The sequence below is a fragment of the Bifidobacterium sp. W8112 genome, assembly GCF_016101425.1.
Classification (GTDB): domain Bacteria; phylum Actinomycetota; class Actinomycetes; order Actinomycetales; family Bifidobacteriaceae; genus Bombiscardovia; species Bombiscardovia apousia.
Map to the genome: position 1 here is coordinate 40,430 of NZ_JACFQN010000001.1, position 13,462 is coordinate 53,891.

Annotated in this window: 10 protein-coding genes; 3 read left to right on the top strand and 7 right to left on the bottom strand. The window is 62.7% G+C overall.

The genetic code is table 11. The features are described 5' to 3' along the window. Window positions 1-67: 67 nt before the first annotated feature. The 5 genes from H3T92_RS00170 to H3T92_RS00190 form a co-directional block, all read right to left on the bottom strand. Window positions 68-3,148, bottom strand: a complete 3,081-nt coding sequence (locus H3T92_RS00170; RefSeq protein ID WP_198189217.1) for a bifunctional [glutamine synthetase] adenylyltransferase/[glutamine synthetase]-adenylyl-L-tyrosine phosphorylase — start codon at window positions 3,146-3,148, stop codon at window positions 68-70. 83 nt (window positions 3,149-3,231) lie between these two features. Beyond that, entirely contained in the window at window positions 3,232-3,432 is a 201-nt protein-coding gene (locus tag H3T92_RS00175; RefSeq protein WP_198189439.1) for a carbon starvation protein, read from the bottom strand. A gap of 85 nt (window positions 3,433-3,517) precedes the next feature. Then, on the bottom strand, window positions 3,518-4,753 hold the full coding sequence (mmsB, locus tag H3T92_RS00180) for a multiple monosaccharide ABC transporter permease (protein WP_024627987.1): 1,236 nt from the start codon (window positions 4,751-4,753) through the stop codon (window positions 3,518-3,520). Further along, the gene (locus tag H3T92_RS00185; protein WP_024627986.1) at window positions 4,750-6,306 is read right to left on the bottom strand and encodes a sugar ABC transporter ATP-binding protein; all 1,557 of its coding nucleotides are present in this window, start codon (window positions 6,304-6,306) and stop codon (window positions 4,750-4,752) included. Before H3T92_RS00185 ends, mmsB begins: the two co-directional genes overlap by 4 nt. A gap of 77 nt (window positions 6,307-6,383) precedes the next feature. Continuing rightward, window positions 6,384-7,538 carry a substrate-binding domain-containing protein gene (locus H3T92_RS00190; protein ID WP_045924497.1) on the bottom strand — a complete coding sequence of 385 codons (1,155 nt, stop codon included), beginning with the start codon at window positions 7,536-7,538 and terminating at the stop codon, window positions 6,384-6,386. A gap of 236 nt (window positions 7,539-7,774) precedes the next feature. On the opposite strand from H3T92_RS00190, the gene H3T92_RS00195 reads away from it, so the two are divergent. The 3 genes from H3T92_RS00195 to H3T92_RS00205 are packed head-to-tail and all read left to right on the top strand — an operon-like array spanning window position 7,775 to window position 10,160. Next, window positions 7,775-8,968 (top strand): ROK family transcriptional regulator, encoded by a 1,194-nt coding sequence (locus H3T92_RS00195; RefSeq protein WP_144085603.1) that lies wholly within the window; start codon window positions 7,775-7,777, stop codon window positions 8,966-8,968. Between the two features lie 15 nt (window positions 8,969-8,983). Next, a complete protein-coding gene (locus tag H3T92_RS00200; RefSeq protein WP_232341981.1) occupies window positions 8,984-9,823 on the top strand; it encodes an ATP-binding cassette domain-containing protein in 840 nt (279 codons plus the stop codon). Between the two features lie 16 nt (window positions 9,824-9,839). Beyond that, on the top strand, window positions 9,840-10,160 hold the full coding sequence (locus tag H3T92_RS00205) for a hypothetical protein (protein ID WP_144085605.1): 321 nt from the start codon (window positions 9,840-9,842) through the stop codon (window positions 10,158-10,160). Window positions 10,161-10,218: 58 nt separating this feature from the next. Here the strand turns inward: H3T92_RS00205 and metF are convergent, their stop codons facing one another. Further along, on the bottom strand, window positions 10,219-11,100 hold the full coding sequence (gene metF, locus H3T92_RS00210) for a methylenetetrahydrofolate reductase [NAD(P)H] (RefSeq protein ID WP_101432409.1): 882 nt from the start codon (window positions 11,098-11,100) through the stop codon (window positions 10,219-10,221). Next, window positions 11,093-13,429, bottom strand: a complete 2,337-nt coding sequence (metE, locus tag H3T92_RS00215) for a 5-methyltetrahydropteroyltriglutamate--homocysteine S-methyltransferase (RefSeq protein ID WP_198189218.1) — start codon at window positions 13,427-13,429, stop codon at window positions 11,093-11,095. The genes metF and metE overlap by 8 nt, the downstream gene beginning before the upstream one ends. Window positions 13,430-13,462: the final 33 nt, after the last annotated feature.

Consider the following 13,462-nt stretch of genomic DNA (forward strand, 5'->3'; position numbering starts at 1 on the left):
CTCACCTTCCTCAAGGTGGCCACCTTATGTGACCTGAACAAGCATACGACCCCGGATGGACCCAGGGTCAGCCGCCGTAGAAGAGCCGTTCCATGACCTGCCTGCAGCGGCGCATGGCCGCCAGCAGCTCGTTGACGAAGTGCTGGCCCCGGTGGGCCGGGTAGCCCAGGCAGACCGCGATGCCTCCCAGCACCTGCCCGTCGTCAGGCAGGATGTCCGCCTGGGATACCCTTCCGGACCAGAGGAAGTTGGCGTTGCGGGCTGCTGTGCAGAGCACCCAGCTGCGGCGCAGGGCCTTGGCATCCTTGGCTTCTATGAGACCCGCCGCCTCCAGGGCATCCAGGGCTGTCAGCGTGCCGGTGACCTGCAGCTCAGGCAGGTCGTGGGCGTGACGCAGCTGGAGGAGCTGCACTGTCCATTCCACGTCAGACAGCCCTCCCCGGCCCAGCTTCAGGTGTCGGTCCCGGCGCACGCCGCGCGGCAGCCGCTCGGCCTCCATCCGCGCCTTGAGCCGGCGAATCTGCCCCAGCTCCTCCTCGTTGGGCGGCTGCTGAGGGTAGCGGAGCGGATCGGCTGTACCCTCCAGAAAGTCCTGGGCCAGAGCGGCATTCCCGGCTGCGAATCTGGCCCGGATCAGGGCCTGATGCTCCCAGGTCTCCGACCATTCGCGGTAGTAGCGCTGGTAGGAGTCCAGGGAACGCACCAGAGGCCCCTGGCGTCCTTCGGGACGCAGGTCGAAGTCCAGGTCGATGCCGGGCTCCAGGCTGGCCCGTCCGGCCAGGACGGCCCGCAGGTCGGCGGTCACCCCTCGTGCGAATTCCGCCGCCTGGTCCTGGTCAGCGTCCGAGGCTGGACGGTAGATCAGCATGATGTCGGCATCCGAGTTGAAGTTGACCTCCCTGCCTCCGTAGCGACCCATGCCGATCGCGGCCAGATCGGCTGGCGCGCTAGCCTGTTCCGAACGGTGGTCCACGGCCCAGTCCAGGGCGGCATTGATGGCCGCATCGTAGACATCGGACATGCCCGCCAGGCAGGCCTGCTGATCGTCCACCCCGCTCATCCAGCCCAGCCCGATCCGCTCGATCTCCTGTCGGCGCATGGCCCGGACGGCTGTGGCGAACTCCTCTAGCGAGTCCGCATGGCGGGTCCGATAGGCTGCGGCGCGCTTGTCCAGGGTGGCTCGATCACGGGGGATCATGTCTTGGTCATGGCCCAGCCAGGTCACTGACTGGACGGATCGGGCCAGGGCGCCTGACAGATATCGGGAGTTGGACAGCACATGGCAGAGGCGGCGGGCGGCCGAGGTGGAGTCCCGCAGGAAGCCCAGGTAGGTGCTCTTGCCGCCGAAGTGCTCCTCAAGGGTTCGCCAGCCAAGAAGTCCCATGTCCGGATCCTGTCCCTCCCCCAGCCACTGGAGGACGGCGGGCATAAGAATACGGTTGATCCGCGCCGATCGGGTGACCCCTGTGGTAAGGGCCGTGACGTGGCGAATGGCTGCATCAGGGTCGGCAAAGCCGATGGAGGCGAACCGGGCGCGGGCCGCCTGGGGGCGCAGGCTGACCTCGTCCTCGTCCACCTGGGCGTTGATGGGCAGCATGGGACGGAAATAGATGGCCTGGTGAAGGTTGCGGACCTCTATTCTGGTGGCCTGGTATTGGGCCAGCATCTGATCGGCGTGCAGACCGAAGGCCCGGGCCAGCCGCCTCAGATCGCGGTTGCTCTCCAGCTCCTCCAGGCTGGGCGGCCGCTGGCCGAGGGTGCCTGAACGGTTGATTTTCGGAAAGAGGTGGGTGCGCCGCAGCTGCCACATCTGCAGACGATGCTCCATGACCCGCTCGAACCGATAGTCATGATCCAGCTGGTCGCCATGCTTGGCAGAGATGTAGCCACCCTGGGCCAGTGCCTGCAGAGCATCCAGGGTCGCCGGGCAACGCAGATCCGGGTCGCTGGAGCCGTGAACCAGCTGGAGCATCTGGACGGTGAATTCCACGTCCCGCAGTCCCCCCTGACCCAGCTTGATTTCGCGCTCCTTGCGGTCCTCGGGTATCAGCCGCTCCACACGCTGGCGCATCCGCTGGCAGTCGTAGACGAAGTTGGGACGCTGACAGGCACCCCAGACCAGGGGCTCGATCATGGCCGTATAGTCCTCTCCCAGGGCCTTGTCGCCAGCGACCGGGCGGGCCTTGAGCAGGGCCTGGAATTCCCAATTCTCAGCCCATTGGGCATAGTAGTCGGCGTAAGAGGCCAGACGGCGCACCAAGGGGCCGTCACGCCCCTCGGGCCGCAGGGCAGTATCAACCTTCCAAAGCGGCGGCTCGGTCGATCCGGGGATGACCGCCTGGCAGACCCGCTGGAGGAGGACGGCCATGGCAGTGCCGACGGCAATAAGATCAGTCCCATTCGGGTCCGCCCCCGAAGCCGGCTCCACCAAGTACATGAGATCCACATCGGACACGTAGTTGAGCTCCTGGGCGCCCAGCTTGCCCATGCCAATGACGGTCAGACGGCATGAATCGGCATTGGGAACCTGCCGGCAGGCAATGCTCAGAGCCCCTTGCAGCGCAGCGTCAGCCATGTCGGACAGGGCCCGGCTGATTGCCGGCTCCGGCTCCAGGGGATCCTCGGCTGCCAGGTCACGGGCCATGACGGCAGCCAGCTGCAGCCGGTATTCGGACCGCAGTGCATCGGCGTAGGCCGCCAGCGAGGGCACGGAGTCAGCATTGGCCTCCACCCTGTCCAAGGCGTCCATGACCCGCTTCCGCCTGGTTTCCGCCGGGCAGTCAGCCAGGTGGTCGGGGTCGATGGCTGCCGCCTCTGCCAGTTCCGGCCGCGAGCGCATCAGCCGACCCATGGCCTCCGAGGCCCCCAGCACCCTGATCAGCGACTGTGCTCCCCCTTGGTTCCCCTGCGGGGATTCGGCCAGAAAGGCCGGACGGGTTCCTTGCGGATACTGCTCTAGAATTCGTATCAGCCCGGCAAGGGCTTCGTCCGGATCGCAGGCCTGGTCGAGGCTCTGGACCAGGGTTTGTTCCAGCTTCTGATCGTCAACCAGACGGGCAAGCCGATCCAGCCGAACCCGGGCCTTGTCCATGTCGTGCAGCCCGAGGTGTATCAGGGTCGAAGTGGTCGGTTGCGCCGAATCTGCCATGAGTCATCCCCTGCCTTTCCTCGGGCCCGCAACGACACTGACATCCACGGGGCCGGTACAGGCATTATAGGGGGAACGGGTCGTCAGCCCTTGCGGCCCTCCCGGAAGGCGCAGACGGAGCAGTATACGGTGACGACGGCTAAGCACACGGAGAAGATCAGTGTGGGCCAGGTCAGCAGGCTGCCGTCCCGCACAGCCTCAGCCAGGGATTGGACCAGCCAGATGGCGCAGGCCGCAGCAGTCAGGCCATACATCCGAGATCGAGCCTTGCCGGTGATACGCACGATTGTGCTCCTTTGTAACGATGTTCCAAAGATGGTTGATCGGCGTGAGGGACGGCAAGTGCCCGTCCCTCACGCCGATGATTGGTCAGCTCTTGCGGCGCTTGGACATGACGTCAATAGCCACGGCCAGCAGGAGCACCAGCCCCTTGATGGTCTTGACGATGGCCGTGTCCACGCCCATGATGGACAGTCCCTGGTTGATCACACCCATGACGAAGGCTCCGACGACCGCCCCGGGAATGGTGCCGATGCCGCCGGTGACAGCCGTGCCGCCGATGAAGCAGGATGCGATGGCGTCCATTTCGAACTCCATTCCAGCCTGGGCGGTGGCCGAGGCCAGTCGTGAAAGCATGCAGATGGCTGCCACAGCGGACAGGAAGCCCATGTGGACGAAGAGCGTGAAGTCCACCCGCTTGGCGTTGATGCCCGAGAGCACGGCAGCCTTGCGGTTGCCGCCCACTGCGTAGACATGCCGGCCGAAGACGGTTCTGGTGAGGATGAAGTTGTAGATCAGGACCAACACGGCCACGATGACCAGCATTATGGGCGTCCCGCCCTGGTTCTCGTTGCCGGAGGAGGCCAGCAGGTAGGTCACGAAGAGGATGACGACTGCGGCCACGATGATCTTGCCGGTCATCAGGGCCTTGGGTTCGGGAACCAGACCTACAGCCAGGGTCTTGCGGCGGCGGGCAATCTGCGACCAGGCGTAGGCCAGGATGCAGATCAGGCCCAGCACCACGGTCAGGCCGTCGAAGGGGCCCCACCATCCCAGGATGTTGGGCAGGTAGTCACGGGCGATCCCCCTGAACTGCGCGGAGGTAATGGGCACGGACTCGCCGACGATGACCGTGGCCAGACCACGGAAGATCAGCATGCCGGCCAGGGTGGTGATAAATCCTGGAATGCCGATGACGGCTACCCAGAAGCCCTGCCAGATGCCGATCAGCAGACCCACGATCAGGGAAAGGCCGATGGCCACGATCCAATTGACCCCCATATGCTCCATGAGGATGGCGCACACGCCTCCGATGAAGGCCACCAGCGATCCCACCGACAGATCAATGTGGGTGGCGATGATGACCATGACCATGCCGATGGCCAGGATGATCACGTAGGCGTTCTGCTGGATCAGCGAGACGAAGCTGTTGGGTTTGAGCAGCACCCCCTTGGTCAGTATTTCGAAGACGACCACGATGACCACCAGAGCGCCGACGATGCCATACTGCCGGGCGTTGCTGGCCAGGGAGGCCAGAATGCCAGGTCCTGCCTGTTCTTGTTCCACCGCCTGGGCGGTGCTCTTGTTGCTGTTGGGCGAGCTCATCTGGCTGCCACTCCCTTCTTTTCCTGGGTCATGCCCTTCATCAGATACTCCTGCGAGAAGTCCCGGCGCTCCACGTCGTTGGTGATGACCCCCTGGCTGACCGTATAAATCCGGTCACAGATGCCGATCAGCTCGGGCAATTCAGAGGAGATGACCACCACAGCCTTGCCCTGGTCGACCAGCCGGTCGATGATCTCGTAGATCTCGTACTTGGCTCCCACATCAATGCCTCGGGTGGGCTCGTCCAGGATGAGCACATCAGGATCCGAGATCACCCACTTGGCCAGCACGACCTTTTGCTGGTTGCCGCCGGACAGGGTGGAGACGGGCACATCGATGTTGCTGCACTTGATGTTGAAGTCCTTGCGGTACTCCTCCACCCGTGCCCTCTCCAGGTTCTCGTTCATGACCCCATGGCGGCTCATTTTCTTGAGCGAGGCCAAGGAGGCGTTTTCCCTGATGTTCTGCAGCAGGTTGAGTCCGAAGACCTTGCGGTCCTCAGTGGCATAGGCCAGGCCCGAATCGATGGCCGACTGGACGTTCGGCAGCTCGACCTGACGGCCATGCATCTCGATTCTGCCGCTGATATGGCTGCCATAGGACCGCCCGAAGATGCTCATGGCCATCTCGGTGCGACCAGCACCCATCAGTCCCGCCAATCCGACGATCTCACCCTGGTGAACCACCAGATTGGCATGATCGACCACGGTGCGTGAGGGATCCTGCGGGTGGTGGACAGTCCAATCGCTGACCTTGAGCACCTCCTTGCCGATGTGCGGCACGTGCTCGGGATAGAGGTTGGTCAGCTCGCGGCCGACCATCTTCTGGATGAGCAGATCCTGATCCAGCGGGTGGTCTTGGTCGATTCGCATACCGCCCACCGTGGAGCCATCCCGTAGAATGGTCACCCCATCCGCAATCTGCCCCACCTCGCCCAGCTTGTGGGTGATGAGGATGCTGGTCACTCCCTGCTGGTCACGCAGCTGTCTGACCAGATCCAGCAGATGATCGGAATCATCGTCGTTCAAGGCGGCTGTGGGCTCATCCAGAATCAGCAGCCTGACGTGCTTGGACAGCGCCTTGGCGATCTCCACCAGCTGCTGCTTGCCCACTCCAAGATCCATGACCCTGGTGTCGGGTTTCTCGTCCAGCCCCACACGCTCCAACAGACGCGAGGCCTTGGCCCTGGTCGTGTCCCAGTCCATGACGCCATTGTGTGCCTGCTCATTGCCCAGGAAGATGTTCTCGGCAATAGATAGGAAAGGGCTCAGCGCCAGCTCCTGGTGGATGATGACAATGCCGTCGTCCTCCGAATCATTGATGGTCCGGTAGCGGCAGGGCTTGCCGTCGAACAGGATTTCGCCAGTATAGCTGCCATGCGGGTAGACCCCGGACAGCACGTTCATCAGGGTTGACTTGCCGGCCCCGTTTTCCCCGCAGATGGCATGGATTTCGCCCTTGCGCACGTCCATGTCCACATTGGACAGGGCCTTGACCGGACCGAAGGTCTTGGTGATTCCCTGCATTCGCAACAAGATGTCCTCGTCGGACATGCTTTCACCTCCTGTGCGCCGACCGTCCCACCCCTTGACCGGAAGCGGGACGGTCCGGCGCGACTGTGATGCCAACCTCACTTGGTCAGCTGATCGAATCGTGCCTGGGTCAGGTAGTTCGCCTTGACCAGATCGGTCAGGTTGTCCTTGGTGATGGCCTTGGGATCCAGCAGCTTCGAGGGCACCTTGATGCTGTTGTTGTCAAAGGTGCCGTTGATGCCGGTGACCTTCTTGCCTTCGGCGATTTCGATGATCATGTCGTAGACGGCCTGGGCCAGCTTGTTGACGTCCTTGAAGACGGTCTGACCCTGCAGCCCCTTGGAGATGTTGGCCACGGAGATCTCCATGGCGTCCTGCCCGGTGATCTTGGGCCAGTTGTCGGTATTGGGCTGGATGTCGGGCCTCTTGGACTGGATGGCGTTGATGACTCCCTGGCTGATGCCGTCATAAGGGCTCAGCACGGCATCCAACCGCTCGCCATGGGCGTAGGTCGAATCAAGAATGGATTCCATGTCCTTCTGGGCCTGCTCGGTCTTCCAGGACTGGACGGAGATCTTCTGCCAGTCTGAAAGCTTGAAGTCCTTGGTCACACCGCCGCCATGCTGGGAGGGGCTGACCAGAACGCCCGACTTGAAGTAGGGCTGCAGCAGCTCCCAGGCGCCCTTGAAGAAGTACTTGGCGTTGTTGTCGTCGGGAGAACCCGTAAAGAGCTCAATATTGAATGGACCCTTGGCTCCGTTTTTGAGCCCCAGCTGGTCGATCAGCCAGTTGGCCTCCAGCACGCCGGTGCGCTCAAGCTGGAAGGTCGCATAGTAGTCAACGGCCTTGGTGTTCATGATCAGCCGGTCATAGGCGATGACCTTGGCCCCGGCATCCTTGGCCTTCTCGACAGCCGGCCCAACAGCGGTGCCGTCCTTGGAAGCCACCACCACGATCTTGGCGCCCTTGTTGACCATGTTCTCGATGTCGGCATTCTGCTGGGCGGGCTTGTCATCCGCGAAGGAGAGCACTACCTTGTAGCCTGCTTTCTCCAGTTTGCTCTTGAGGTTGTTGCCGTCCTTGTTCCAACGTTCCTCGGACTTGGTGGGCATGGACACGCCGATGGTGGCGCCTTTGCCGATCGATCCTCCCTCCTGGGAGGAGCTGGAGGCACGTGAACCTCCGCAAGCGCCCAGTCCGGTCAGCATGGCGACGCCGATGACCGCCGCCATGGCTCGTTGCATCATCTTCATGAAGACTCCTTCATCCTTGAATTCTCCGGCAGGCATCTCCGTCTGCCTGGGTCCCTTCATTGCAGGCCCAGTGGTCAGCATACCCAATTGCGTTAACTTTATCAACTCAACAAAGCTGATTATCTATTTATCTGTTTCGTACATGAATTTAATAATTTGTTCGAACTGTTGTCTTTCATCGGCGCAAGGGGTGCACTGGGCGGGGGCAAGCCACGATCTTGGCTACACTGGAACCTATGGCACATCGATTGTTCGGTTCACAGTCCTCACTGCGTGAGGCCAACCGTGCCCTCCTGCTGGATACGATCCGAAGATTCGGCGCCATGACCCAGATCGAATTGGCTGAAAATACTGGGCTCTCAACAGCCACTGTCTCCAACCTGGTACGCCTGATGGGCGAGCAAGGACTTCTGGAGACATCCTCCACCACCAGAAACGGCCGCCGCGCCACCCTGGTCATGCTGGCCCGCCGCAAGGGCCTCGGAGTCGGGCTCTACATCGGCCGTCACGAAATGCGGCTGGAAGTTGTCGACGCCAGCCATGCCATCCTGGCAGAGCATGATATGGCTCTGCCGCGGCAGCACAAGCCGGACACTACCCTGGAACGGGCCATGATCCTGATCAAGGAGACGCTGACTTCCATCGGCGCCCAATCGGATGAGCTTGTCGGCCTGGGCCTGGCCATGGGGGCCCCTGTGGACTGCAGAACTCACCAGCTGGCCATTCCCGGCATCCTGCGAGGCTGGGACAAGGAGGATCTGATAGGCACCTTCCACGAGGCCTTTCAGGTGCCGGTCCAGGTGGACAACGATGCCAACTTCTCAGCCATGGCCGAGCTGAGAATGGGCGCGGCAGTCGGCAGACGAAACTTCGTTTACATCCACGCCAATGACGGTGTGGGTGCGGGAATCGTCATCAACGGCGAGGTGTGGCGGGGCACCACCGGGCTGGCAGGCGAAATAGGCCATGTCCAAGTGGATCCCCTGGGCGATATCTGCATCTGCGGCAACCGCGGGTGCCTGAATACGGTGGTGGACGAGAGCCGTCTGGTCTCCTTGCTCAGCGTGACACACGGGAACATGACCCTGGAGGATCTGGTGGGCAATGCCGTCAAGGGGGATCCGGGCTGCAGACGGATCGTGGGCGACGCGGCCATCCGCATCGGCAATGTAGTAGCCGATCTGTGCAACGCCGTGGATCCCGAGGTAGTGGTCCTGGGAGGCATCCTGAGCACAACAGAAGATGTGTTTCTGGAACCCCTCCGGGAGACTCTTCAGCGCATGCTGTTCCCTGATGCCATGGTCCCCATGGAGGTGCTCCCTGCCCGCTATCCGATTACCGGATCGGCTCTGGGGGCGGCTATGATGGCTGTCGATAGCGTCAACGAACACATTGATGTGTCCAACAAATCCGCAGGTCGATCATCGTAGAGGAGGTGACCTGGATTGCATAAAACCGCTGTCTTGATGCAGATGGACGACCTCTGCATCAGGTTCGGGTTCGTTGAGGCCCTCAAACACATACACCTGGATATTCGCCAACACGAAGTGCTCGCCATCGTGGGCGACAACGGGGCAGGCAAGTCCACCCTGGTCAGGATTTTGTCAGGATTGATCCGGCCCGACCAGGGTACCTTGCTCTGGAAGGGCCGGCCGACCAGCATTCCCTCGATCAGAGTCGCCAATCAGTTGGGCATTGCAGCCGTTTTCCAGGGGCAGGACTTCTGCGACAACCTGGACGTCTCCTCCAACCTCTTCCTGGGCAAGGAATTGCGCGATCGTCACCATCGGCGTGACGACGAAGCCATGCGTCGACGCACCCGTCAGGTCCTCCAGTCGCTGTCCTCCCCCATCCGCGTGGGACAACCCATGGCCACCCTTTCCCTGGGGCAAAAACAGACCGTGTCGATCGCCAGGACCCTGCTGGACAATCCGGAGCTGATCCTGCTGGACGAGCCGACGGCCTCCTTGTCAGTCATGCAGTCCGCCGAGGTGCTCAACTACATCAAGCGCATGCGTTCCGAGGGGCGCAGCATCCTCATGGTCTGCCACGATCTGCCGGACGTTTTCGCGGTTTCCGACCGCATAGCAGTCATGCGGCAGGGACGGCTGGTAGGAGTCCTTCCTACGGCCGAGACATCTTATGAGACTGTCATAGCCTTGATTTCAGGCATTGATCCCGAAGATGTCATACAGGACCAGGAGCAGCTGGATGCCATGGCCAGAGCCAACGCCCGCGTCCACGCCCTGCGCGGCACCAGAAAGACCTTGCCCGAGCAATCATGAACAAAGGAATCCCAGAATGCAGCTGACCGATACCCTCCTGACCATCGTCTGCGCCCTGATAGGGCTGGCGGTGGGACTGATCTACGGACTTCTGCCCAAGAAAAACGACCGACTGACTGATTCACAGCAACGCTGGACACAGGTCCTATCCCTGATCGGGGTCGGCCTGGTGGTGATCCTCATTCTGCTGGGGCGCGACCTGGCCTCCTGGGTAACCATCGGAGGGATGGTCCTTGGCCTGTTGATTGGCATGATACCGCCCTTGAACAGAGCTGCGCTCAAGGTCTGGCCATGGCTGAGGCCCCGCACCGACAAGCAGGGCCAAAAGCGTCGCTGAAAGCTGGCGATCACGCTTTTGCCGTCATCGATGCGGGGCCTCACCCGCTCCTATGCACTTATTTTTGGCTGCTGACCGGCTCCTCCTTGGCCCCCACCTGATGGAAGAGGTGACGGACGTTGTGCCAGATGCGCCTGGTGACGCCGGAGTGGTTCATGGAGTAGAGGTGGATGCCGTCTACCCCGTGGGCCACCAGGTCGGCGATCTGCTGTGAGGCGTAGATGATGCCCGCCTCGCGCAGGCTGGCACGGTCGTCGCCCCAGCGCTCCAGGATGGACTCAACAGCCGCCGGGATCCGCGCCTTGCAGACCTCGCTCATGTGCCGTACCTGTCCCTCGTTGGTGATGGGCATGATGCCGGCCTCGATGGGCACCTGGATGCCGGCTGCCCGAGCCCTGTCCAGGAAGTCCAGAAAATCGGCGTTGTCGTAGAAGAGCTGCGAAACCAGATGATCCACGCCGGAATCCACCTTGATACGCAGATGCTCCATGTCCTCCTCGGGCGAGGCGGCCTCCGGGTGGGTCTCCGGATAACAGGCTCCGTAAATCGACAGGTTGGGCCGACGCGACCGGATGTAGGAGGCCAGGTCGCTGGCATGGTCGAAGACTCCGGCAGGCTCACGGCCCTCCACGCTGTCGCCGCGCAGGGCCAGCACCGCTGCCACCCCCGCGTCGTCGAACATGTCCAGGGCCTGGTCGATCACCTCGCGGTCCGCATACTGGGCGGTCAAGTGAGCCACGGCAGGGATGCCGTACTCGGTATGGATGGTCTTGGCTATGCGGGCCGTGGCTGTGCGGTCCGAGCGCCGGCCGGTCCCGTAGGTCACCGAGATGAAGTCGGGCATCAGCCCTTCCAGACCGTCCAGGGTGTCATAGATGGTGCCCACCGGGGCATCGCGCTTGGGGGGAAAGACCTCCAGGGAAAAGATAGGCTCATGCATGATCCGACTCCTGACTGGACGATAGCTCCGCACGCACCTGCTGTGCGGCGGCCACCATGTGCTCCAGGCTGGGCCAGGTCTCCTTGTCGCCTCGGGTCTTCAATCCGCAGTCGGGGTTGATCCAGACCTTGGCCGCATCCAGCTTCTTCAGGATGGCGTGGATCCGGTCCACGATCTCCTCGGTGGAAGGGATGCGCGGCGAGTGGATGTCGTAGACTCCGGGGCCTGCCTCGGTCTCGAACTTGGCCTCCTGGATGGCATCCAGGACGGTCAGGTCGGAGCGGGAGGCTTCGAAGGAGATCACATCGGCGTCCATGGCATCAATGTCCTTGATGATGTCGTTGAACTCCGAGTAGCACATGTGGGTGTGAATTTGGGTAGTGGGTTTGACCCCGGAATGCACCAGCCGGAAGGCGGGGATGGCCCAGTCCAGGTATCGGCTGTGCCAGTCGGAGCGCCGCAGCGGCAGCTTCTCGCGCAGGGCGGCCTCGTCGATCTGGATGATGCGGATGCCTGCGGCCTCCAGGTCCAGGACCTCGTCACGGATGGCCAGAGCCAGCTGGCGGGTCTGCTGCTTGTGATCGATGTCCTCGCGGGGCCAGGACCAGTTGAGAATGGTCACCGGACCGGTCAGCATCCCCTTGACCACATGGTTGGTGCGGGATTGCGCGTAGGAAGACCAGCGCACCGTGATGGGCCGGGCGCGGGAGATGTCCCCCCAGACGATGGGAGGCTTGACGCAGCGGGTGCCGTAGGACTGGACCCAGGCATTCCGGGTGAACAGGTAGCCCTTGAGGTTCTGGCCGAAGTACTCGACCATGTCGTTGCGCTCGAACTCGCCGTGGACCAGCACATCCAGGCCGATCTGCTCCTGGTGGTCGATGACCTGGTCGATCTTGCGGGCGATGAAGTCGTCGTAGTCCTCCTGGCTGATCTCCTTCTTGCGCAGGCGGGCACGCTCGGCGCGGACCTCGGCGGTCTGGGGGAAGGAGCCGATGGTGGTGGTCGGCAGCAGGGGCAGACCCAGCTCCTGGGCCTGGATCCTCTGGCGTTCAGGCCGGGCCGGGGTACGCACAAAGTCATCGTCCTTCAGGCCGGCCAGGCGCTGCTGCACCTGGGGGTCGGGCTGGACGCGGCTGCCGTCGAAGAGCTTCTGGTTGTCAGCAAGGGCCTTGCTGGAGCGGCGCTGACCCTCGTCGGCATCGGCCAGCTGGGCCAGGTCGTGCAGCTCGCCCAGCTTCTCCAGGGCGAAGGCGAAGTGCGGCCGCACGGTGTCGGCATCCAGCCCATCCTCGTCGGCCACGGTATAGGGCACGTGCAGGAGTGAACATGCGGTGGACACCACCACGTTCGAGGTCACCTGGTGCAGGGCATCCAGCAGGCCCAGGCTGACGGCATAGTCGTTGCGCCAGATGTTGCGGCCGTTGACCAGACCGGCGAAGATGGTCGTTCCCTCCGGCACGCCGTGCTCCTTGAGGGCAGCCAGATTCTCATCCCTGCCCTCGACCAGATCCAGGCCGATGCCGTCGAAGCCCAGGTCAACCAGCCGGTCGTAGCAGTCGCCCACATGGCCGAAGTAGGTGTTGAGCAGGATACGGACCTTGCCTTTGTCGCTCTGACGGGCCTTGAGGATGGGCTGGTAGAGGGTTTCGAAGAGGTCCTGGTCGCCCGGTTCCTTGTCCAGGACCAGGTAGGGCTCGTCCAGCTGCACCCAGTCGGCGCCCAGGCCGACGAACCGCTCCAGGATGGTCGCATAGGCCTTGGCCAGGTCCTGGACCAGTGCCGGATCGGGATCCAGCAGCTCGCCCTGGGGACCGCGTGCCAGCTTGAGGAAGGTATAGGGGCCGATCAGCACCGGCTTGGCGGCGATGCCCTGCTTGCGCGCCTCCTGGAACTCCTTGAAGGGCTTGTCGCCTTCCAGGGTGATTCTGGTGTCCTGGTCGATCTCGGGAACCAGGTAGTGGTAGTTGGTGGTGAACCACTTCTTCATAGGCAGGGCGGTCACGTCACCCTGCTCCCCCTGGTAGCCGCGGCCCATGGCGAAGAGGGTGTCCTCGGGGCCCAGGCCCAGCTTCCGATAGCGCTCGGGCACGACGCCCAGGAGGATGGAGGTATCCAGGACCTGGTCGTAATAGCTGAAATCGTTGACGGGAATCAGGTCGACGCCGGCCTCCTGCTGAAGCTGCCAGTGCCTGGCCCGCAGATCGGCGGCCGTGCGCCGGACCTCGTCCAGATTCCGTTCGCCCTTCCAATAGCCCTCGATGGCCCTCTTGAGTTCGCGGTGCGCGCCGATGCGCGGGAATCCGGACACGGATGTAATCGCTGCCATGAAACCTCCCAGTTTCGTCCTGATGTCTTTGGT

Coding starts and splice junctions, on each gene's coding strand:
- H3T92_RS00190 (WP_045924497.1), bottom strand. CDS start 7,538: ATGAAGATGATGCAACGAGCCATGGCGGCGGTCATCGGCGTCGCCATG.
- metF (WP_101432409.1), bottom strand. CDS start 11,100: ATGCATGAGCCTATCTTTTCCCTGGAGGTCTTTCCCCCCAAGCGCGAT.
- metE (WP_198189218.1), bottom strand. CDS start 13,429: ATGGCAGCGATTACATCCGTGTCCGGATTCCCGCGCATCGGCGCGCAC.
- H3T92_RS00195 (WP_144085603.1), top strand. CDS start 7,775: ATGGCACATCGATTGTTCGGTTCACAGTCCTCACTGCGTGAGGCCAAC.
- H3T92_RS00185 (WP_024627986.1), bottom strand. CDS start 6,306: ATGTCCGACGAGGACATCTTGTTGCGAATGCAGGGAATCACCAAGACC.
- mmsB (WP_024627987.1), bottom strand. CDS start 4,753: ATGAGCTCGCCCAACAGCAACAAGAGCACCGCCCAGGCGGTGGAACAA.
- H3T92_RS00170 (WP_198189217.1), bottom strand. CDS start 3,148: ATGGCAGATTCGGCGCAACCGACCACTTCGACCCTGATACACCTCGGG.
- H3T92_RS00205 (WP_144085605.1), top strand. CDS start 9,840: ATGCAGCTGACCGATACCCTCCTGACCATCGTCTGCGCCCTGATAGGG.